Here is a 22,642-nt window from a genome sequence, read left to right on the forward strand (position 1 = left end):
CCTGCCGAGAATGTCATCCGGGCAGGTCAGGCCGCATGGTCGTACTCGTGCAGGATGCCGCCGAGGCGGTCACGACGACGGATGTTCAGGCGGTCGAGCCTGTGCGGGTCGGTGATCGGTTCGGGTAGCGGTCTGAGTGGTCGGACGTTGGCTATGCCCTGATGCGGGCGGTGCTCGTTGTAGAAGATCTCGTACCCGCGCAGCGCATGCAGTAGGTGCCGCTGGTTAAGGATCAGTGTCCAGTCGAGGAGTTCGCGGCGGCAGGTCCGTACCCAGCGTTCCATGATCGCATTCATCCGAGGTATCCGGACACCGGTGCGTACCATGGTGATGCCGGCGTCGTCGAGAATCGTGTCGAACGCGGCGGGGTACTTGCCGTCCCTGTCGCGGATCAGGTACTTCACCGGGCAGCCCGCGTCTTCGAGGTCCATGACCAGGTCGCGGGCGATCTGGGCCACCCACGCCGCGGTCGGGTGCCCGGTCGCACCGAGGAACCGGACCCGGCATAAGGCATGGTCGATGACCGCGAGGACGTAGAGACGGGCGCCGGTCAGCGTGGTCGTCTCGAAGAAGTCGGCGGCGATGACGGCCTGCGCCCGGGTGCGCAGGAACGTGGCCCACGTGCTGGTGGTGCGCTCGGGCGCCGGATCGACACCCGTCTCGTGGAGGATCTCCCAGACGGTGGACGCGGCGACCTTGACGCCCAGCACGAGCAGTTCGCCGTGGATCCTGCGGTATCCCCAGGTGCTGTTCTCCCGGGCCAGGCGCAGGACCAGCCGGCGGACCGACCGGACGGTTCGTGGCCGTCCGGCCTGGTGAGATCGGGAACGCCGGGCGTGCCGGCGAGCGATCAGATCCCGGTGCCGGCGCCGGTCCGTCCGGGCGGCTTCGTACCGCAGCACAAGGGCAGGCCTCCACCTCGGGCGCTTCGGTCTGCGCGACGCCTTTGGGCCGTATCGCCGCTCGCAGGCACGGTCGGTCGTCTCGTCGCTCGCCGAGCGTGACGGTGACGCGACGCGCTGACGGCTGGCCAAGCCGGCAAAGGGCCCGGCCCTCCCGACGGCGTGCACGTCGGGGCCATGCACCGCTTCAAGGGTCTCCCATACCAGCGGCTCATCATCGCCGGCCAGCGACGGGCTCGTCCCCCGACACGGCATCCATCGCCTTCAGGGTAGCGACCCAAGCGCTATCAGCAGGAACGAGCCCGAGACCGGCCCCGACCCCGACTCTTCGTCGCGGCCACCCCCGCACGGGAACACCTCCTCGTCGTCTTCTGGCACGGCAACCGCGGACCCTCATCCCGGCGCCTCTTGCAGGGGTTGACGACAGGCCTTGGTGGTCATACTCCAACATGGACTTGTGCGTTGACATCTGGTCTAGATCGTCGATACCTTCGAGGGCTGCTCGCCATATGATTGCCAGGGGGAACGCTCGGTGGCTCTTGATAGTCCGAAGTTGCAGACGGTGTTGGCAGACATCGGGTCGGGAGTGCTTCAACTTCCGGATTTCCAGCGTGAATGGAAGTGGGACGACCAGCGCATCCGAGAGCTGATCGCGACGGTCACCCTCGACTATCCGCTCGGGGTCGTCATGACTCTCGAAACCGGTGGCAAGAAGCCGTTCAGGCCGCGCGCGCTCACCGGTGCGGAGTCCGGTCGGTCCACCGCCCCTGACCTCTTGCTGCTGGACGGTCAACAGCGGCTCACCTCTCTGTTCCAGGCTCTGCACCTCGACCAGCCGGTGCGGACCACCGACGAGCGCGGTCGAGAACTTGAGCGCTGGTACTACGTCGACATTGTTAAGGCCGTCGGCTCATCCACGGACCGGGACGAGGCCATCGTGTCCGTACCGAAGGATCGGGTTCTGCGTTCGGACTTCGCCCGTCGGGTGGAACTCGACCTCAGCAGCCGGACACTGGAATGCCAGGCAAGGCATTTTCCTCTGAGTATCGTCTTCGACAGCAGTAAGGTCACCGCCTGGCAGCGCGAATTCGTCCTGATGGACGAGGCCAACTGGGATCTGTGGCCCAAGTTCGAGCATGAAATTCTGCATAACGTCCGCTCCTTCCAGATCCCCATGATCAAACTTGCCGCTTCAACCACTAAGGACGCAGTGTGCTCTGTGTTCGAGCGGGTCAACACCGGCGGTGTTCCGCTGAACGTATTCGAGCTGCTGACCGCTACCTATGCCGGCGACGGCGAGTACGAGCGGACCCACGGCGACTACTACCGGCTGCCGGACGCCTGGCACGACATCAAGAAGAGCCTGACCACCTCCTATCCGGTGTTCGGACGTACCGAGCAGGGTGTTGACGACGGGCTGAGCAGCAGTGATTTCCTTCAAGCGGTCACGCTCGTCAGTACCTGGGAACGCAAGCGGGAGAAACCGTCCATGGCGGTTTCCTGCAAGCGGCGCGAACTTCTGAACCTGCCGCTGGCGGACTTCATCAGGATCGCGCCCCGGGTCGCGAGTGCGTTCGAGTGGGTTGGTGAGTTCCTCAGCGAGCAGTTGATCGTGCGCCATGCCGACCTGCCCTACCGGACCCAACTTGTACCGATGGCCGCGGTGCGGGCGATCCTCCTCGACGGTGAGGCGGAGGATCCGGGCACCCGTGAACTGCTCACCCGCTGGTACTGGTGCGGCGTGCTGGGCGAGATGTATGGCGGGGCCACGGAGAGTCGTTTCACCCGCGACGTCGAGCAGCTCATCGCGGCGGTGAGAGGCGAATCGCACGGATCGTCCATGTCTTCCACGCGGACCGGCCTGCCTGACACGATCATTGAGGCGGCCTTCCTGGCTGACCGGCTGGACACCCTGACCACCCGCAACAGCGCCGCCTACAAGGGAATCTATGCGCTCCTCGTCAAGCAGGGGGCGGTCGACTGGTACCACAGCGAGGGGCCACTGACCGCCAGCGCTCTCATCCAGCACGCTGTAGCGATCCGGCAGGTGTTCCCGAAGCACTGGCTCACCCGAAACTGTCCCGACGACAACCGCGGCAACTCGATCGTGAACAAGACCCCGCTGTCCTACCGGGCGAGCAAAAGCCTCATCGGGTCACCGTCGAGCTACCTCAAGGTGCTACCCCGAGAGGCCGGCACACGGCCCGAATGGTTCGACGATGTTGTCGCCACCCACGTCATCGATCCAGCCACACTGCACAAGGACGACTTCGACGCTTTCTACGCCGACCGGTCCGCTCGCTTGGTTGAACTGGTGAACGAGGCGATGGGTAAGCGCACAGTCTTCCGTGCCGAGTCGGACCGATGAGCATGGTTCATTTGCACCGTCCCACCCACGAAGAACTCCTCGCGCTCAAGGGCAAGACCCTGCGAACCTCCGACCTCCTCGCCATGTTCGGCACGCGAGTGCGCAACCACCAAACCGTGCCGATGATTCAGGAGGCACTGCACGAGGTCGGGCTGGACACCCGCCCGTCGTTCACGACATGCGGACTTTCGACCGAGATGCTGGTCGTTGCGAAGAGCCTGTTCGCCGCAATCGAGGATGAACCCGAAGAGGAGGTGCTCCCCGGCACGCTGCCTCAGCAGTCCTTCAAAATCGGCGATGTTCCCTCGGCTCGCAACGGGGTGGAATCGGTAAATTCCGGCGATCTGCTCAGCACCGCGACCCACAGGATGCGCCAGAAGAACTACTCGCAACTGCCAGTGATCGACGGCCTTGCCGACCTCAAGGGCGTCATCACGTGGGATTCGATCGCCGCTCGCTACGAAAAGGGCGAGGTGCCGACCCTGGCCAGCGCGATGGTCCGGGACGACCTGCCGCTCGCCGAGGTGCACCACGACCTCTTCACGCGTCTGCCTGAACTCCAGCGGTGCGGATACCTTCTAGTGCGGGAGAATAACGGCACCTTCGCCGGGATCATCACGGGTGCTGACATCACGGCACGCTTCCACACCCTCGCCCAACCGTTCTTCCTCGTCGGCGAGATCGAGTTTCGCATCCGGCGGTGTCTCGGACCCAAGCTGGCGGGCGATCCGGTCCGAGCGCTGGGCAGGAGGTATCAGTCCGGCGATTTCTCGCAACTGATGTTCGGCGACTACTTCAAGTTGCTGGCCGCCGATCAGCAGGACGCACGGCTGGCTCAGCTCGCCGACACCAACTGGACGACACTGGGATGGACCGGGGTGGACCGGGTTCAGTTCGTAGCCCAACTCGACCGAGTTAGAATTATTCGCAACAAGATCGCGCATTTCGACGAGCAGCCGCTGAGCGAGCAGCAGACCGACGAGCTGTACCAGTTTTCGGGTCTGCTCAAACAACTTCTCTGACGAACGACGCGGCTTGCCTGCGGTGGCGTTGCGGTTCTTCTGGCCCTTGGCGCGGTCGACGTAGCGCCAGCCGCTGCCGTCGGAGATGTTCCCCGAGCTTCTTGACGTCGACGTGCAGCAACGACCCGGGAGTCGGGTGCTCGTAGCGACGCACGGGTTCGCCGGTGACCCGGTCGATGAGAGAGCCGGTTGAGCCGGCACCGCGTCAGCACTGCATGCACTGTCGATGAGGCCATGTCGAGGCGGTCGGTGATCGCCTCCGGTCCCAGGCGGTGTTTCCACCGTAGGCGCACCACTTTGCGGTCCTCGCAATCAAGATCCGCCAAGTCGTGTCGTCACACAACCTCACCCAACGTGCCTGGGCAGTGCAGCTAGCTCTCGCCGCGCACCATCTGCTGCAACTGCTTGGCCTCACCGCCGGCTGACGCCCTCAGTTCGACCTCGACTCAACAAGCCGGGAAGGCAAACGATCATTCGGTGCAATAAGGAAAGAAGGCTCCTGGTGCGTGTACCGCTGCGAACCGGGGCACGGAATCCGTAGTGACCGTCCGTGATGGTCCATGATACGTTTCGACCTCCGGTGAGCACGGACTCGGGGCGGTGGCATGGAAGCGTTGCTGGCTGCGGATCCGAAGCAGATCGGCCCGTACCGGATTGTGGGCCGGCTAGGAGCCGGTGGCATGGGGCAGGTCTTCCTTGGTCTCTCGCCGACGGCGGACGGGGTGGCCGTGAAGGTGATTAAGAGCCCGCTGCTCGACGACGCGGACTTCCGGGAGCGTTTCGCTCTGGAGGTTGTCAATCTCAAGACTGTGTACGGTGCCCGAGTAGCTCGGTTCGAGGGCGCTGGCCTGGACGATGAGCCGCCCTGGCTGGCGGTGGAGTACATCGAAGGGCCGACACTGCGGCAGTACGTGGAGTGTTCAGGGCCGCTCGAAGTTGCCTTGGCCGCTGTGCTCGGGGCCCAGTTGGCTGACGGGCTGAGCAAGATCCACGAGGCTGGTGTGCTGCACCGGGATCTCAAGCCGCAGAACATTCTGCTGAGCAAGGACGGGCCGAAGGTGATCGACTTCGGGCTCGCAAAGGTACTACTGGATCGCGATCATCAGGTGACCGAACCTGGCCGCATGGTCGGCACGTTGGCTTACATGGCACCGGAGCAGGTACGGGCCGAGCAGGACCTGCAGGCGTCCACGGATGTCTACGCCTTGGGTGCGACGCTCGCGTATGCGGTCACCGGCCGTCCGCTGTACCCGGGGCCGGGCGGTATCGTGCTGGCTCATCGCATCAGTGACCCCGTAGTCCAGCCCGACCTGACCGGCGTACCGAAGGAGCTAGTGACACTGGTAGGTCTGATGCTTGCCCACGAGCCGACCGCGCGGCCTGGCGTGAAGGTGGTTCACGACCAGCTCATCGCACTGGCCAAGGCGAGCGGCCAGACCATCGCCACTATCCGTCGACGTCTGATTAAGGCGACTTCCGCCCCTCCACCACCGATCGCTGTTCCGCCCGAACTGGCGGATCCCCTTGCCGACCCGGAGAACGTCAAAGATCGACCCGATCCGGTACCGGAAGCGCCGAAGTCGGCTCCGGCTTCCGCCGCGCCACCGGAGCTGGACGTGCGCTGGCTGGCGGACGAACTGCGGACCAAGTACGCCCGGGACGCCGGCTTCTGACGAGCCCGACGGACGCCAACCAGAGATCACGGGTGTGAGAGATATGAGCACGGAACACCGGTCACCTTTTCCGCCGGGGGCGCGGATCCTCGTAAGAGACGAGGAGTGGCTGGTCAAGCGAGCGGTTTCTACAGATAACGATGGGACGAAGATCGAGGCGATCGGGGTCTCCGAATACGTCCGGGACATGCCAGCCACGTTCTTCACGAAGATCGACACCGTCGAGGTTCTCCGCCCGGAGGACACCGTGCTGGTGACCGACAACTCGCCACAGTTCCGGCGTAGCCGCCTCTTCCTGGAGGCGGTCCTGCGCCGGACGCCGCTGCCGCGGTCGGAGCCCGGCCTGGCGTTGTCCGGAGGGTTCGTCGCCGACCCGCTGGTTTACCAGCAGCGGCCGGCCGAGTTGGCGCTGTCGGGGTTGCGTCCGCGGATCCTGCTCGCGGACGTGGTGGGTCTGGGCAAGACGCTGGAGATTGGCATGATTCTCGCTGAGCTGATGCGCCGCGGCCGAGGCGAGCGCATGCTGGTGGTCACCCCGCAGCACATCCTGGACCAGTTCCAGCGGGAGATGTGGACGCGGTTCTCAATCCCGCTGGTGCGGCTCGACTCCACTGGCTTGGAGCGGATCCAGCGCGAGATCCCGGCCGGCCGGAACCCCTTCACGTACTTCCGGCGGATCATCATCTCGATCGACACGTTGAAGCGAGTCGCCGAGTACGAGCACCATCTAAAGAACGTCTATTGGGATGCAGTCGTCATCGACGAGTCGCACAATCTGATCGGTGGAACCAGCTTGCGTAGCCGGCTTGCCCGGCTGCTCGCCTCACGCAGTGATGCTCTGCTGTTGGCCAGCGCGACACCGCACAACGGCGACAAGCATTCGTTCGCTGACCTCATCCGACTTCTTGATCCCGCCGCCATCGCCGACAAAGACAACTACAGCGCTGCCGACATCGCCCACGTCTATCTGCGTCGGACCAAAGTCAGCCCTGAAGTTCGTGACCAGATCGGCGAGCAGTGGGCCGACAGGGGCCCATCGGTGCCGACGCACTGCGCGGCCACCCTGGCGGAGGAAGCGATCTTCCAGGAGCTGACGACTACATGGCTGGCAAAGGATGGGGTGAGCGCAGGGGCTGGACGACGATTGCTGCCGTACACGCTGATCAAGTCGTTCCTGTCCTCGCATCGAGCCTTGGCCGACACCGTCCGTAACCGGCTCGGCTCGCAACATTGCACCGATCCCGGTGAACGCGCCGCGCTGACCCGCCTGCGGGACCTAGCCCGCGTCATGTCGGACGGTGACTCGGCGAAGTTGGCCGCTCTGATTACTCTGCTTACCGACATCGGCGTCGGGGCCAGGAGCGACAGACGCGTGGTTGTCTTCTCGGAGCGGGTGTCCACCCTTGAATGGCTCGCCGAGGTTGTTCCCGGGCGACTCGGGCTGTCCAAGGCCGCCGTGCGCGTCATGCACGGCGGCCGTACGGACAGAGAGCAGGAGCAGATCGTCGAGGAGTTTTCTTTGGCCGGCAGCAACGTCCGGCTGCTGCTCACCGGCGATATCGCATCCGAGGGCGTCAACCTGCATACGCAGTGCCACCATCTGATCCACTACGACCTGCCGTGGAGTCTGATCCGCATCGAGCAGCGTAACGGCCGGATCGACCGGTACGGGCAGCAACATCAGCCGCAGTTCGACGCGCTGATCCTCACGTCGTCGGTCGACGGCGCTCTCGACGACCGGTCTGTCGCCGAGCACCTGCTCAAGCGGGAGGAGGAGGCCCATCGCAGCCTGGGCAGCGCCGAGGCGGTCACCGGCGAGTACCTGCCGGAGCGGGAAGAACGTCGGCTCGTCCAGGACTTGCTGGCAGGCAAAACTGTCGAGCAATCACTGAACGCGGCCGAGGAACGCGACGTGCTGGCCGACCTGCTGGGTGGCGTGGGTGAGACTCCCAGCAGTCCGGTGCCCGAGAAGGCGACCGTCCCGACGTTGTTCGAGAGCACGGAAGCCTTCGTCGACCAGGCGCTGAACGAGGTCTTCGACGCAGCCGAGGACACCATCGGACTGCGCCGGGAACCAGGACTGCTCAGTTTCGACGTACCGCCGGACCTCTCCCCACGCCTCTCCGACCTGCCGCGCTCCTATCTGGCGTCGCAGCGCACCGACCGAGGGCTGCGGTTGCGGGTTACCTTCGACCGGGACGTGGCCCAAGGAAAGTTGGCGCAGGCACGGCGGCTCAGCAAGACCGCATGGCCGGACGTCACGTTCGTCAGCGACGTTCACCCGATGGTCGAGTGGCTGGTCGACAAGGTCCTCCTCCGGCTCGGACGACAGCAGGCGCCGGTGCTCCTGGCCGAGGTGATCGAGCCGACCTACCTGGTCCAAGGCGTCTACTGCAACCGTCTCGGCCAGCCGACCGTGGTCGACTGGATGGCCGTGAGCGGTCTTACCGGGCAACCCGTCGTCACGTCGTTGTCCGACGCGCTTGCGGCAGCCCGGGTCGGTCCGGACATGACCAATCCGCTGGCGCTGCTCGACCTGGAATCGCTGCAGAAGTGGGTTCCCGCGGCGATCGACGTCGCCCGCAGCCATCTGGCGGCGGAGCGGCAGCACTGGGACGAGATCGTCGAGCAGCCGATTCGCGACTACCGCCGGCAACTTCAGCGATGGGAGCAGGCCAGCCTCTTCGACGAGGACCAGAGCAGCGCCGGGCAACGCAGTCGCCGCCGACGCGCGGTCGAAACGACGGTCGCCGAGCAGGAGGAACTGGTCGGGCGGCTCGCCACCGATGGGGAACCGTTGCTGCGGCTGCTCGCCGTACTCGTCGCCCGAATCGATGAAGGGGCGCAAGGACGATGACGTTCGACGCGATCGCCAATCGCGGCGAATACCTGTCCGCCTACTACCTCGCCGAAGTTCTGCCGCGCGACCTGAAGAAGAAGGACGAGGGCCTGCTCGCGCGGTGGGGGAAGGAGGAGACCGATGGCCGGTCGACCCCGCGTGTCGGTATCCGGGCGTTGCGCCGCGACTACCTTGACGCGAAGACTGACCTGGCCGACCTCGGCGACGCGGAGAAACGCCGCGCCATTCTGCACGACTTGCACACGACCGTTTTGACCCGGCTCGGCTACCTGGAACCCGGCTCGACACACCGCGAACCGCAGTCGATCACCATGGAGCGCGCCGGCCGCGAACACGAGGTCGTCGTCGCGCACGCCGAGCCGGGCATCGCGGTCATCGAGTGCGGCTGGGCCACCGACCCGGACGAAGTGGTCGATCCCGGCGAGGACGCCGGTCGGCTCCGTTACCCGGTCGAGCTGGACCGGCGGGAACGCATCGAGGGCGGGTTCGCCCTGGCCGGCTGGCTGTTCGGAGCCGAACAACAGCCGCCCCGCTACGTGCTCATCCTCTGCGGAGGGGTGCTGGTTCTCACCGACCGGCTCACCTGGGGCGAGGGCCGCTACCTCGCCGCCGGGCTGGACGCCGCGTACGCTCGCAACGACACCCGCGCCGCCGGGGAACTCGACGTCATCGCCGCATTGTTCAGCGCCGACGCTCTGCGTCCTCCGCCCGAAGGCGGCGCCGAACCTCTTGCCGGTCTGGTCGCCGGCTCACGCCAGAACGCCGTCGGCGTCTCCACGGAACTGCGCGAAGGCATCCGATCGTCCGTCGAGCACATCGCGAACGAGGTTCTGGCCCGGATCGCCCAGGCCGGAGTCCGCCCCGAAGCGCTCATGGACGCGACCGATCTCGGACGTTCCCTGGCCAAGGAAGCCCTGCGGTACCTCTACCGGATCCTGTTCCTGCTCTACGCCGAGGCCCGCCCCGACCTCGGTGTGCTGCCGGTCGACTATCCCGAGTACATGGAGGGCTACAGCCTCACCCGGCTCGGCGACCTGGTCACCCGGCCACTCGTCGGCGAGGCCGCCGCCAACGGCTTCCACCTGTACGAGTCGCTCGACCTGCTGTTCCACAAGGTCAACGGCGGCTACCACGAGCGCGGCGGCACCGAGGTCACTGACGGGACGAGCGAGGGCGAGGGCATCCGGTTCGAGCCGCTGCAGTCCAACCTGTTCCTGGACGGCACCATCAAACACATCGGGCCCAAGGCGTTCATTCACCCCGATGACGACCCCGACGAGCCCGACGCGCGGACGATCGACACCAGGCTGCGCAACGCCACCCTGCATACCGTCCTGCGACTGCTCATGCTCACCCGCGGCAGCAAGAAGCAACGCGGCGGCTTCATCTCGTACGCCCAACTCGGCATCAACCAGCTCGGCGCCGTGTACGAGGGGCTGATGTCGTATACCGGCTTCATCGCCGACGAGGAGCTGTACGAGGTTGCAAAGGGCGGCGACGCGAGCGACGGCAGTTGGATGATCCGAGCCTCCGCCGTCGATGCGTTCCCCGACGAAGTCTTCGTCACCCGCTCCGATGAGGAGACCGGCCGCCGTGATCGGGTCCGCTACCCGGCCGGTTCATTCGTTTACCGACTCGCCGGCCGGGACCGGCAGACCAGCGCCTCCTACTACACCCCACCCTCGCTGACCGAGGTCACCGTCAACCTCGCTCTCAAGCAACTGATCAAGGAGCGCCCGCCGCAGCGCGCGCAGGACCTACTCACCTGGACGATCTGCGAACCGGCTCTCGGCTCCGGCGCCTTCCTCAACGAGGCGATCAACCAGGTTGCGGCCGAGTACCTGCGCCGCGCGCAGGAGGAGACCGGGAAGTCCCTGGACCCCGAGCAGTACGCCATCGAGTTACAAAAGACAAAGGCGTACATCGCGCTGCATAACTGCTACGGCGTCGACCTCAACCCCATGGCGGTCGAGTTGGCCGACGTGTCGATCTGGCTCAACGTCATGCACGCGGGCCTGCAGGCACCGTGGTTCGGTCTGCACCTGCGGCACGGCAACTCGCTCATCGGCGCTGGCCGCCGCACGTACCCCAAGAAGGCCCTGGCCAAGCGCGCCTGGCTAACCACCGCGCCGGAAGACCGGCCCTTCCGCGACGGCCAGCTGCCCGACGACGAGATCCACCACTTCCTGCTACCCGCCGACGGATGGGGAGCCGTCGCCAAGGAGAAGGAAGCCCGCACCTGGGCACCCGACGACGCCGCCCGACTCCGCGACTGGCGCCGGGGCATCCTGCACCAACCTGGAACCAAGGGATCGCCATCCCAGCTCCGACGGCTTCAGAACCTCGCCGGTCGAGTGGAGCTGTTCTGGGACCTAGTCCGGCAACGCATCAAATTGTCCGAGGACATGGTCCGCCGCCACATCGACGTCTGGGGCGCGACCGGCCTGCCGGACGCCGACGACTCGGCTCCGCGTGAAGAGATCCTCGCCGCCCTCGAAGCCATCGGCGCGCCTTACTGGCGCCTCAAGACCCTGATGAACGCCTGGTGTGCGCTCTGGTTCTGGCCGCTCGACCGCGTCGGCCTGCTCGACGGCAGCGCACCCGAGTACGAACAGGCGGCGACATCGGTGTCGCGCATCGAGGAACGTGTGGTCCTTGAAGACCCACCGGCCTTCACCGGATGGGGCGATGACGGTCTGTTCAGCCTCGCCGACCTCGGGCAACCCGAGCAGCTCACGATCGCTGCCCCCACCCAGCCCTCGAACAAGAAGATCAGCAAAGAGCGGATCACCGTACGGCTCGCCCGCAAGGTGCCGCTCGCGAGTCTGGACGACTGGCTCGCCTTCTGCGAGGCGCTCCTCGGCACCAGCGACATCCCGGCCGACTCCTTCGTCGCCACGTTCCACGACCTCGAAACCCTCGAACAGTACGAGGAAGAGCTGCTTCGCTGGACCGGCATGGAGCCACCCACGAGGATCGCTGAACGCTTCCCGTGGGTCAGCACGGTCGAGGAGATCGCCGATCAGCAGGGCTTCTTCCACTGGGAGCTGCAGTTCGCCCAGGTCTTCGCCAACGGCGGATTCGACCTGCAGGTCGGCAACCCGCCCTGGGTGCGCCCAGATTGGGATGACGACGCTATTCTGGCCGAGAATGACCCTTGGTTCAAATTGGCGAAAGATCGCACGCTTGAGGAGCGAGAAAGGCGTAAGTCGCGAGTCCTGGGCGCCCACGCTCAACGCCTAGAGTACCTGGCATTCCTTGCGTCGAGTTCCGCGACATCATCCTTCCTGGGATCGATTTCTTCGTATCCGCTATTGGCTGGCACTCAACCCGATCTCTATCGAGCGTTTATGTGCCAGGCGTGGGTCAATTCTGGGCAAATCGGTGTCTCGGCTCTAATCCACCAGGACAGTCATCTTACCGGTGTCAGAGAGGGCGTCTTTCGCTCGGCCACGTATCGTCACCTTCGACTTCATGCTCACTTCATCAACAGGCGCCTAATCTTTGCTGATGTCGACTGGAACCGTCCTTTCTCTATCAACGTTTACGGGCCCCCCCGTGACAGTATCGGGTTTTACCACTTGTGCTGGCTGTTCGACCCCGGAGTGTTGATTCCATCGTTGGATCATGATGGCTCTGGGGATGTGCCGGGGTTGAAGTTTAAGGGTGTCTGGGATCTTCGCCCGCATCGAAAGCGGGTAATCCAAGTGGATATCGAAGTTCTCAGGAACTGGCAGCACATTACTGGCGACCCGGCCCAAGATGTTAGTCAGACAAAACTGCTATACCCGGTCTCGAGTCTGGAGCAGGCTGCCATCTCTGCGCTGGCGACGCGGGGTACCCGACTCGGGGCGCTTTCGCCCAGCATCACGAGCGGTTTCCATGAGTCAGGCGCGAAGCGCGATGGCCTTATGCGTTCCGAGACGCGCCAGTCAACTCGATGGGATGAGGTTGTACTTCGTGGTCCTCAGATTGCAATCTCGAATCCTTTTGCGAAGCAGCCTCCTCGCACTCTGCACACTGACAAAGCGGTCGATCTGGCGACGATTACTGATGACGCGGTCCCATCGACGGACTACGTGATGGCGCGCGGTGCGAGATCCATCTCTTCTCGTGATCACTGGATTGATCAGAGTAGGTTAGGTGATCTCTCTTCCTCTGTCGCTGCTAGGCGTCATGCAGTTTTCGAGTTGCGCGGGAAAAATTCAGTCGAGCCGACCGAAACGGCTATCCTGGACTACTTCCGCTCGGCTGCAAGCCGGCCATACAGCGACTTTTACAGGGTTGCCTGGCGCGAAATGATTCCTGCTTCAACGGAGCGCAGTCTTTTTCCTGCGCTTATACCGCCGGGTCCAACTCATGTTGATGCAGTTAGGTCGATGGCTCTACGTGACAACAGGGCGACGGTATTGGTAGTCGGGTTCTGGTCGTCCCTCTTGTTGGACTATGCGCTCAGAGTTTCAGGCCGATCGCACCTCAAATCAACCGACGCGAAGATGCTTCCTGCCCCCGAATCCGGCCACCCGCTATCAAGTGCCTTGCTTTTGCGTACGTTGCGCCTTAATTGCGTGACATCTAACTATGCGCCAGTGTGGTCGGAACTCTTTGATAATTCGTGGTCCGATGACGAGAGCTGGGCCGTTAAATGGGTTGGGCTGCCGCCGTTGCAGAAGGTAGGTCCGACCTGGGACAGAGCAACGCTGTTGCGCTCTGAGCGGGAGCGGCGTGCGGCGCTGGTTGAAATGGATGCACTAGTTGCGGTTTGGTTAGGCGTTGGTGCAGACGAACTTGTCTCTATCTACCTGTCGAGGTTCCCGCAGTTGGTCGACTACGAGACTCAGATGTGGTTCGACGCGAACGGCAGGAAGATCGCAGGGAACTTCAACCAATACGGGACCGGCCAGACGAAGGAGCACTTCGTGCAGTTGATGGCCCACCTGGAAGACCCTGCGCAGGCACCGCCCCCGGAGGGATACTCCGCGCCGTTCTTCAAGGCGGACCGACCGACGGAGATGCGGCAGGCGCATGCGGTTTTCAGCGGGCGGCTGCAGGCGGCCAAGGATGCGGGGTGGCGGCCGTGAGGCCAACGCTTGCCGCGGAGAGCCTGCGGCATACGTTGACGCAGTACCTGACGACCACGTTCGCGCTTGCGGACACCGGCGTCCGGGAGGCACTCGCGGGGTTCCTCAACCACCCGGAGCAGGGCATCTTCCGCGGGCCGTATCTCCACGTCCGGATGCCGTTCCGGCGGGTCGGCAAGAAGTGGCGGTCGCCGCTGGACTGGCTGCCGACCGGGTTCTCACCATACGAGCATCAGGCGAAGGCATTCGCCCGGCTGAGTACCGTCACCGGTCCCGCGCAGCCGACTCTGGTCACCACCGGCACAGGGTCGGGCAAGACTGAGTCGTTCCTCTACCCGATCCTCGACCACTGTCGGCGCGCCCGAAGGGCCGGACAGACCGGGGTCAAAGCCGTCTTGCTCTACCCGATGAACGCCCTCGCGACCGACCAGACCCAGCGGATCAACGGGCTCCTCGTCAATGAGCCGGCGCTGGCGGGGCTGACCGCTGGGTTGTACATCGGTGATGTCGCCGAGGTGACCTATCCGCGGGTGATGACAAGCCGGCACGAGATCCGCGACAACCCGCCCGACATCCTGATCACGAACTACAAGATGCTCGACCTGCTGCTGCAGCGGTCAGACGACAAGAAACTGTGGGAGGACGCCGAACTTGCGTTCGTGGTGCTCGACGAGTTCCATACCTACGACGGCGCTCAGGGCACTGATGTCGCGATGCTCCTTCGCCGGCTGGCCGCAGTGACCGGGCAAGCCCGGGAGGGTCAACCGCTGGGGGACATTTGCCCGGTCGCGACGTCGGCGACCCTAGGGTATGCAGGGTCGGCCGACGTCGTCGAGGATCTGCGCCGGGTCGCGGCACAGGTGTTCGCCACCGAGTTCGACAAGCATTCGGTAATCGGCGAGTCTCGGGCCGGCGCGGACGAGGTTCTGAAGGAGATCGACTTCTCGTTCCCCTTGCCGGAGCCGGCGGAACTCGCGGCGTTCCCGGATCCGTCTCGGGAACCAGAGTCGATGCGCTCGATCGCCGAGGCGGTGCTCGGCAGCGACGACCTGACGCCGATCGCCCTCGGTGCCGGCCTGCGGAAGCACATCCTGACCCAGGCGGTGCTGCGAGTGCTGGGTGACCGGCCACAGACCTTCGCGGAAGTTTTGGAGCTGGTGCCGCGCGAGGGGGCGTACTCGTGGGGTCGGGCATTCCGCGTCGAGCCTGAGTTGGCAGCGACCGCGCTGGCCCGCTTCGTGGCGTTGCTGTCGATGGCGCGCCTGCCCGAGGAGCCCGACCTGCCGCTGTTGGCGGTCGAGACCCACATGTGGGTGCGCGTCGTGTCGCGGCTGCTGCGTGCGGTCGCTGTGGCTCCGGCGTTCGGATGGTTCGGTGAGCTGCCGCGGGGAGCCGAGGTGGAGACCTCGGACATGGACTCTGTGGTTGCCGACCGGCGGCACGCGCTCCTGCCGGCGATTTATTGCCGACACTGCGGCCGGTCGGGCTGGTCGGCGATCTCGCCAGAGCGTGACCCCGAGGAGCTAGTCGGCGAGCCGGAGAAGATCTACCGGGCCAGCGTCGGACGTGACAAGAGGCGAGTACGGTCCCTGATAGCCGCGACTGGCGAGGAGATTCAAGGCGGCACCGGAGCCGGGCTCCTGGTGCTCGAAGCATCCGGTACGCGGATCCGTCCGTTCAACCCCGGAGCCGACCGTGCGGGCGTGCCCAACGGTGGGGTGGTTGTTCTGGGCGATCTGTACCGGGATCGCGATGCCGAGAACGACCGATGCCCGGCGTGCGGGCTCGATGCCGGCATCCGGTTCCTCGGCGCGGGCCTGGCCAGCCTTGCTTCAGTAGCGGTGACCCAGTTGTTCACCGGTGGCGAGCTGGTCGGCAACGAACGCAAGACGCTGCTGTTCAACGACTCGGTGCAGGACGCGGCGCATCGCGCGGGATTCGTCGCCAACCGGTCTTACAGTTTCTCGCTCCGGGCGTTGCTGGCCAACCAGTTGACGCCGGGCGTGCCGGTGCGCCTCAACGAGGTCATCGCGGACGTGATTCAGGCCGCGAGCGACCCGGCGACGCTGGCCGCGGTGGTCCCGCCGGATCTGCACGACGATCCGGGCGTCGACGCGCTGCTCTCCGGTGGCATGGCTGATCGAGACACCTGGCGGCTGATCGGGGAACGCCTGGCGTTCGCTGCGGTGATGGAAGTCGGCCTGCGGTCACGGCAGGGCCGGACGCTGGAGTTGACCCGCACGGCCTCCGTCGAGGTCGTGATCGACGACCTGCCCAAGATTGTCGCGCTGTGCCGAGACGTCTTGTTGGATGGACCGCAGCGCACGCTTGATTCGCTGCCCGACGGTGCTGCCTTCGCCACCATGGTTCGCGGGCTGCTCGAACGGCTGCGGATCCGCGGAGGCGTCCGGCACACCTGGCTGCAGCCGTACGTGCAGCAGGGTGGCCGCCGCTGGCAGGTGTGGGGCGGCCGACCCGACGGCATGCCCGCCTTCCCGCACGGCCTGTCGGCGCCGTCGTTCGCAATGACCGGGCCGAAGAGCCGTACGGAGTTCGACATCCTCTCCGCGGCGAACAACTGGTACCAGGACTGGGTGATGCGCTGCCTCGGCCTCTCCCGCACCGAAGCCGACCGCTATCTTCCGCAGTTGCTCGCGGTCCTGGCTCGGGAAGGGGTGCTTGCATCTCGGACGATCGTGGATGGCTCGACAATCGTCTATGGATTGCAGCCAGGGCACATCGACGTGGTCCGGCTCAGCGATGACGAGGCCGCCGCGGCCGGTGTGCGCTGTGACTCCTGCGCGTGGGAGCAGACCGTGCCGCCGACCCGCGTACCCGATTGGGTAGGGCAGCGGTGCCTTCGATACCGATGCGGCGGACGGTTCGTCGTGGCGCACGATGCGACTGCGGCGGGTGACTACTACCGGCGTCTCTACCTCGACGGCGGCGTCTTCCGGGTGGTGACCGCCGAGCACACCGGCATGCTCACCCGAGGGCAGCGCGAAACCGTCGAGGAAGCGTTCCGCAAGAACGAACGGTACACCGACCCGAACGTGCTTTCCTGTACGCCGACGCTGGAACTGGGCATCAACATCGGCGACCTGTCAGCGGTGATCCTCGGTTCACTGCCGCGCGGGCCGGCCAACTACGTGCAGCGCGCGGGCCGCGCGGGCCGCACCAGCGGTAATTCCCTGGTGCTCACCTTCGTCGGGCGACGGGAGCGCGACCGCTACTACCTGAACGAACCGCGCGACATGATCGCGGGCCAGATCCGCCCACCAGGTTGCTACCTGTCGGCGGTCGCTATTCTGCGCCGGCAGTACCTGGCGTATCTGATCGACCTCGCCGCCCGGGACCAGCTCACCGACGTCGCCCCGATGCCGCGATTGGCGTCCGTGCTGTTCGGCGACACAGGCTGGCTCAATGACCTGGTGGCCACGGCTACTGCCGAGGGCGAGCGGCTGGTCGCGGACTTCCTGAACCTGTTCGCCGGGGCCGTCGACGAAGGCGCGGCCAGCGAGCTGACCGCCTTCGCCACCGACGGGATCGCCGCGGCTATCGCCGACTTCGTCGCGAGCTGGGAGGAACGCCTCGCCGGGTTGCGCCGACGCAAGGAGGCCATCAACGCGGCGATGGCCAATCTGATCCAGTCCGATCCGTCGCAGGCGCGCGAGCTGCGCGCGCTCAAGGCTGAGCGGAAAGCCGTTGGCGACCGCCTCGGCGACATCGGCGGTGCGAGCGCGCACACCACCATGGTCGAGTTCGGGCTGCTGCCGAACTACTCGCTGATTGATTCCCGGATCCTGCTGGACGCCACCCTGACCTGGGAGGAGCCGACCGACGACGGAGATCGCCGGTACGGGGGTGAGCTGCGCGAATACTCGCGGCCCGCCCGTACCGCGCTGGTCGAGTTGGCACCGGGCAACACCTACTACGTGCGCGGCTACCGGCACACCATCGACGGCCTGGAGATTGGGAGGCCGGACCGGCCGCTGTACGAGCGCTGGCGTGTCTGCCCGTCCTGCGGCTACGTCCGCACCGCCAATGCGGTGGCTGACACCAGCAACTGTCCGCGCTGTAAGACGCCGGCCATCGCCGACGCGGGCTGCCTGCACTACGTTCTGCGCCCGACGGTCGTGCGCTCCCGGGACCGGCGTGACGACGCGCGAATCCGCGATGACTCCGACGAGCGGGCCCAGCGGCGGTACACGACCACCTTCGCCGTGGACATCACCGCGATCGAGAATCCGTGGCGCCACAAGAAAGTCACCTTCGGCGTCGACTACACCAGACACGCGAAGATCCGCGAGTTCAACCTCGGCACAGCCCGTTTCGACCGACCTGCCGCCGACGCCTTCGCCGGGTCGCTGGTGCGGCTCAACCCCTTCTACACCTGCGTGGACTGTGGCGGCACCACCGCAGACGGTCCGCCGCCGACCGCTACCAGCATCCCGGGCACCGACCCGCACTCCGGGGCCAGCCCTGCGCCCAGCGGCAACGCGCCCGGAACCGAGCACCACCAGCCCTGGTGCCGGCACCGCCGTTCGCCCTACACCGCCACCCACACACCGCTGCTGCTTGTGCACGAGTTGGAGACCGAGGCGCTGCGGATCCTCATCCCGGCCGCGACCGCCCTCGTCGACGAACGCGTGGTGTCCTTCGCTGCCGCGCTCATGCTGGGCATAACCGTCAAGTACGGCGGCGAACCGGACCACCTTCGGGTCGTTAGGGCCCCTATGGCCGACAGCAGCAGTGACAATGTCCGTCAGTTCCTGGTCGTGTACGACACCCAGCCCTCCGGAACCGGGTACCTGCACCGCTTGTCGGCCAGCAAAGAGTTCCACGAGGTGCTGAGGACGGCCGTCGAGACAATCACCACCTGCGAGTGCAACCGTGAGGGACGCAAGGCATGCCACCGGTGCCTGCTGCGGTTCGCCCGTGACGAAGATTTCCCGCTGATGAGCCGCGACGAGGCGCTGGAGATCCTGCGCCAACTCCTCGACGACTGGCAGATCTCCACGGACGCCGGGCCGGCCGACCAGATCTCGCTGACGCCTCTGGTCGAGAGCGAGTTGGAGCGTAAGTTCCTGCACAAACTCATCGCTTGGGCCGAGCAAGACCCGACCGTACGGTTGACCCGGCGAGCCGACACGGACGGCGCTCGCTTTGCCGACCTGCGACTGGAAGCACCTGACGGCCGCGTCGTGCACTGGCGGATGAAGTTGCAGAACACGATCACCGGCACCCGGCCGGACGTGCACTTCAAACGCCTCGATGCCGCCGCGCAGGAGGTCGCCGTTTACCTTGACGGCTACCAGTACCACGCGAGCCCGCCACCCGGACTGAACCGGTTGGCCGACGATACCGTCAAACGCACCCGGCTCCGGGCTCACGACCTGCACGTTTTCGCAATCACCTGGGACGACGTTCAGTCCTGGCGTAACGAAGGCCTCCGTCAGGAGCCGGTATGGCCGCCCTACCAGGGCCTCGCTCAGCAAGCCGCGCGCGACCTCTACCGTCAGCGGACGGGCAACGATCCACAGCAACTCAACAATCTCGTTTGGGGCAACCCGATCGACCTGCTCCTGCAATTCCTGCGCGACCCCGACCTCGACCTCTGGCGCAACCGAGCCGAAGCCACCTTGGCCGGCTTGCTCCGCCAGCCCGACAATCAGCGCATCATCACCGACTCGAGCGTCCTCGCCGCCAGCGTGAGTGCGGCGGTCTACGGCGAACCGATGCCGCCTCCTGTGGCCGGCGGCCGGATCACCGTTGTCCGCGCCGACGACGCCAACGGCTGCCCGCTTGTACTAGTACTCGACCAGCGGACCGACCCCCGACGTCCGATTTGGTCCGCCTTCACCGTCGTTGATGACCGTGCCGCGACGGTAAGTGCCGATTTACGGCACAAGCGCCGGTGGGCGGCGTGGCTCTGGTGGGGCAACGTCATCCAGTTCCTAGCGCATGGCGACGGCGATGCCGCGCAACTGGCCCAGACCATCCTCGATTCGTTCGATCCGACGCTGCTAGCCGCAGCGGAGGGCACCGGCCTCATCGCGGCCCACCGCCCGGAACCGCTGGACGAGCAGACCGCCACCTGGCTCGGTCGCAGCGCCGAATCAGCCCCACCCGCGACGGCACCTACCGACGAGGTCGATTCCGCCTGGCAACGTGTCGTCGACCTGGCAGACCTGGAGGAATCCGGCGTGGAAGCGCTGCTGCATGGCCTGATCAGCCGTCAGGTACCGGCCCCCGTGGCCGGCTACGAACTGAATGAGGACGGCTGGCAGGCCGACTTTGCCTGGCCCAACCTGCGGGTAGCCGTCGTTCAACGGCTTCACGGCCCAGCGGCCGAGATCGAAGAGCAGGACCGCGACGCCGCCTTCGCTGCCGCAGGATGGCACGTCCGCCCGGCCAAGGAATGGGATATCGACGAACTTGCCGCCCTGGTCACCGGAGGAGACGCATGACTGACACCAGCCGACGCCCGGTTATCTTGCAGATTTTGGACCGCGCGGACAAGGAGATCCTCGCGTTGTCCCGGGCTGATGCCGGAGCCGTTTACAACTTCCAGTCGAAGTTCCGGCAGAACCCCCAAGCCCACGGCCTGCGGCTCAAGCAACTCAAAGGCTCACGCCTGTACTCCGCGCGCGTCACCGACGCGCACCGCGCCATCCTGCTAAACGTCGGTGAGCGGCACTTTTTGCTCGTGTCAGTTCGGCATCGCAGCGATGTCTACGACGATCTCGACCGGTATTCGTATCAGATCAACCGCGTCACCGGCGGCATCGAGGTCATCGACCTTGCCGCAGTCGGCGACAGCATCGTTGGCCGACTCTTGCCCGCCGACGACCCGGCAGCTGTTCCCGAGAAGCCTGTCAAGGCTCCCGCTCTGTTCGACCCATACACCGATCAGCAACTGACCGACCTGGGCGTGGCGGAGCCTCTGCTCCCCAGTATCCGTCGCCTTCATACCGATGACGACCTGCTGCGCTTCGCCGACTGTGTGCCCGCCCTTACCGCCGACATTCTGCTCGCCCTGCACGACGGGAAGACCTATGACGAGGTGCTCGACCTCGTTACCACTCCGGTCAGGGCCGACGAGCCCGTCGACACCGACGACTGGGCGGCAGCCTCGAACAACCCGGCCACCCAGGTCACCACCGACGACTCCGCGTTGCAGGCGATCCTGGCGGAATCTTTCGCTCGCTGGCAGGTGTTCTTGCACCCCACCCAAAGGAAGGTCGCTAACCACCCCTACCCGGGGTCCGCGCGGGTCAGCGGTGGACCCGGCACCGGCAAGACCATCGTTGCCCTGCACCGCGTCAAATGCCTTGCCGAGCGTCTCGAACCTGGCAAGGACAAGCCGATCCTGCTGACCACCTTCAACCGGAACCTCGCCGCTGACCTGCGCTCCCGCCTGCTCGACCTGGCCGGAGCGGATCTCAGCGCCCGCGTCGACATCGTGAACATCGACAAACTCGCCAGCCGCATCGTCAACGAGGCCGGCTCCGATGCCAAACGCCGCGTCATCGACGAGACCGCCGCCCTCAAACGCTGGAACAGCTTCCTGCTCGAACTGGGCGAATGCCGCTTCGACGCCGAGTTCCTCAACGCGGAATGGGCGCACATCATCCTCGGCCAGGCCGCCACCACCCGCGACGAATACTTCCGCGTGCGGCGCGTCGGCCGCGGCAAGCCGATCACCCGCGACGACCGAGACACCATCTGGCAAATCACCGAGCGTTTTACCAAGGAACTCGACCGCGAAGGCGTCTGGACCTGGCGCCAGATCGCCGCCCGCGCGGCCCGACTCGAACTCGACCGCGAAGCCCGCATCCAAGCCGCCGGGGACACGGCAGGCCAAACCCTGCGCTACCGCTACCAGCACATCGTCGTGGACGAAGCCCAGGATCTGAGCCCCACCCACTGGCGCCTCTTGCGCGCCATGACCCCGGTCGGCCCGGACGACATGTTCATCACAGGTGACACCCACCAGCGGCTTTACGATAATCAGGTAGCGCTGTCGACCGTCGGTATCAATATCCGGGGCCGCAGATCCTCCCGGCTTACTATCAGTTACCGCACCACCCGCGAGATCCTGAAGGTCGCAACCCAACTGCTCACTGGGGAAACCTACGACGATCTGGACGGTGGAACCGACACCCTCAACGGCTATCGTTCCCTGTTGCACGGCGTAACCCCGACCTTCCGTGGCGCTCCGACCTGGGCTCAGGAACGCGGGTTGATCATCGGACAGCTTCGGGCCTGGGGCAACGCATCCGACGGCTCGGCCGCTGTCTGCGTACCCACGAGGGATTATGTCAACGACGTGATCCAGTGGCTCATCGACGAAGGCATCCAAGCCGTCGAAATTGGCCCCGATGGCCCGGTCCGCCCGGACGGCGTGCATGTGGGGACCATGCACCGCTTCAAGGGCCTCGAATACCAGCGGGTCATCATCGCCGGTGCCAGCGACGGTCTCGTTCCGCGGCGTGCGATCGACCGTTTCCGTAACGATGATCCCAAGCGTTATCGGCAGGAACGTGCCCGAGATCGATCCCGCCTGTTCGTCGCGGCCACCCGAGCACGCGACGACCTAGCCGTCTTCTGGCATGGGTCAAGAAGCCCATTTATTCCCGCAAGTTTGCTGCAGCAAGACGCTGTGCGGTCTCGAGAGGGTGGTTCGGAGTGTTAGGTCTCCGTATCTGGGCGAGGGTGAATACTCCGGGCTGG

8 protein-coding genes and 1 pseudogene are annotated in these 22,642 nt (G+C 65.5%); 7 read left to right on the plus strand and 2 right to left on the minus strand.

The features are described 5' to 3' along the window. Positions 1 to 26 precede the first annotated feature (26 nt). Positions 27 to 902, minus strand: a complete 876-nt coding sequence (locus tag ABZS77_RS16345; RefSeq protein WP_354823236.1) for an integrase core domain-containing protein — start codon at positions 900 to 902, stop codon at positions 27 to 29. Positions 903 to 1,464: 562 nt separating this feature from the next. Here ABZS77_RS16345 and ABZS77_RS16350 point away from each other — a divergent pair. Together ABZS77_RS16350 and ABZS77_RS16355 are read left to right on the plus strand one after the other, a co-directional pair. After that, the gene (locus ABZS77_RS16350) at positions 1,465 to 3,270 is read left to right on the plus strand and encodes a DUF262 domain-containing protein (protein ID WP_354823345.1); all 1,806 of its coding nucleotides are present in this window, start codon (positions 1,465 to 1,467) and stop codon (positions 3,268 to 3,270) included. Next, positions 3,267 to 4,292: a CBS domain-containing protein gene (locus tag ABZS77_RS16355; RefSeq protein ID WP_354823238.1), complete on the plus strand. Its 1,026-nt coding sequence runs from the start codon at positions 3,267 to 3,269 to the stop codon at positions 4,290 to 4,292. The genes ABZS77_RS16350 and ABZS77_RS16355 overlap by 4 nt, the downstream gene beginning before the upstream one ends. A gap of 6 nt (positions 4,293 to 4,298) precedes the next feature. Here ABZS77_RS16355 and ABZS77_RS16360 read toward each other — a convergent pair. After that, a pseudogene (locus tag ABZS77_RS16360) lies at positions 4,299 to 4,594 on the minus strand (IS481 family transposase); the annotation flags it as partial. Positions 4,595 to 4,897: 303 nt separating this feature from the next. Between ABZS77_RS16360 and ABZS77_RS16365 the strand changes: the two are divergent. From ABZS77_RS16365 to ABZS77_RS16385, 5 genes are read left to right on the plus strand one after another with little or no spacing between them, the layout of a single operon-like run. Further along, positions 4,898 to 5,965, plus strand: a complete 1,068-nt coding sequence (locus ABZS77_RS16365) for a serine/threonine-protein kinase (RefSeq protein ID WP_354823240.1) — start codon at positions 4,898 to 4,900, stop codon at positions 5,963 to 5,965. Positions 5,966 to 6,008: 43 nt separating this feature from the next. Beyond that, positions 6,009 to 8,822 carry a DEAD/DEAH box helicase gene (locus ABZS77_RS16370; RefSeq protein WP_354823242.1) on the plus strand — a complete coding sequence of 938 codons (2,814 nt, stop codon included), beginning with the start codon at positions 6,009 to 6,011 and terminating at the stop codon, positions 8,820 to 8,822. After that, positions 8,819 to 13,906: a class I SAM-dependent DNA methyltransferase gene (locus tag ABZS77_RS16375; protein ID WP_354823244.1), complete on the plus strand. Its 5,088-nt coding sequence runs from the start codon at positions 8,819 to 8,821 to the stop codon at positions 13,904 to 13,906. The genes ABZS77_RS16370 and ABZS77_RS16375 overlap by 4 nt, the downstream gene beginning before the upstream one ends. Beyond that, complete coding sequence (locus ABZS77_RS16380) at positions 13,894 to 20,376, plus strand: DEAD/DEAH box helicase (RefSeq protein ID WP_354823246.1); 6,483 nt, start codon at positions 13,894 to 13,896, stop codon at positions 20,374 to 20,376. The genes ABZS77_RS16375 and ABZS77_RS16380 overlap by 13 nt, the downstream gene beginning before the upstream one ends. Further along, on the plus strand, positions 20,373 to 22,604 hold the full coding sequence (locus tag ABZS77_RS16385; protein ID WP_354823248.1) for a UvrD-helicase domain-containing protein: 2,232 nt from the start codon (positions 20,373 to 20,375) through the stop codon (positions 22,602 to 22,604). The genes ABZS77_RS16380 and ABZS77_RS16385 overlap by 4 nt, the downstream gene beginning before the upstream one ends. The last annotated feature ends 38 nt before the right edge of the window (positions 22,605 to 22,642 follow it).

It is taken from the genome of Micromonospora sp. NPDC005298, assembly GCF_040607375.1.
Taxonomy (GTDB): domain Bacteria; phylum Actinomycetota; class Actinomycetes; order Mycobacteriales; family Micromonosporaceae; genus Micromonospora.

Coding starts and splice junctions, on each gene's coding strand:
- ABZS77_RS16355 (WP_354823238.1), top strand. CDS start 3,267: ATGAGCATGGTTCATTTGCACCGTCCCACCCACGAAGAACTCCTCGCG.
- ABZS77_RS16365 (WP_354823240.1), top strand. CDS start 4,898: ATGGAAGCGTTGCTGGCTGCGGATCCGAAGCAGATCGGCCCGTACCGG.
- ABZS77_RS16370 (WP_354823242.1), top strand. CDS start 6,009: ATGAGCACGGAACACCGGTCACCTTTTCCGCCGGGGGCGCGGATCCTC.
- ABZS77_RS16375 (WP_354823244.1), top strand. CDS start 8,819: ATGACGTTCGACGCGATCGCCAATCGCGGCGAATACCTGTCCGCCTAC.
- ABZS77_RS16385 (WP_354823248.1), top strand. CDS start 20,373: ATGACTGACACCAGCCGACGCCCGGTTATCTTGCAGATTTTGGACCGC.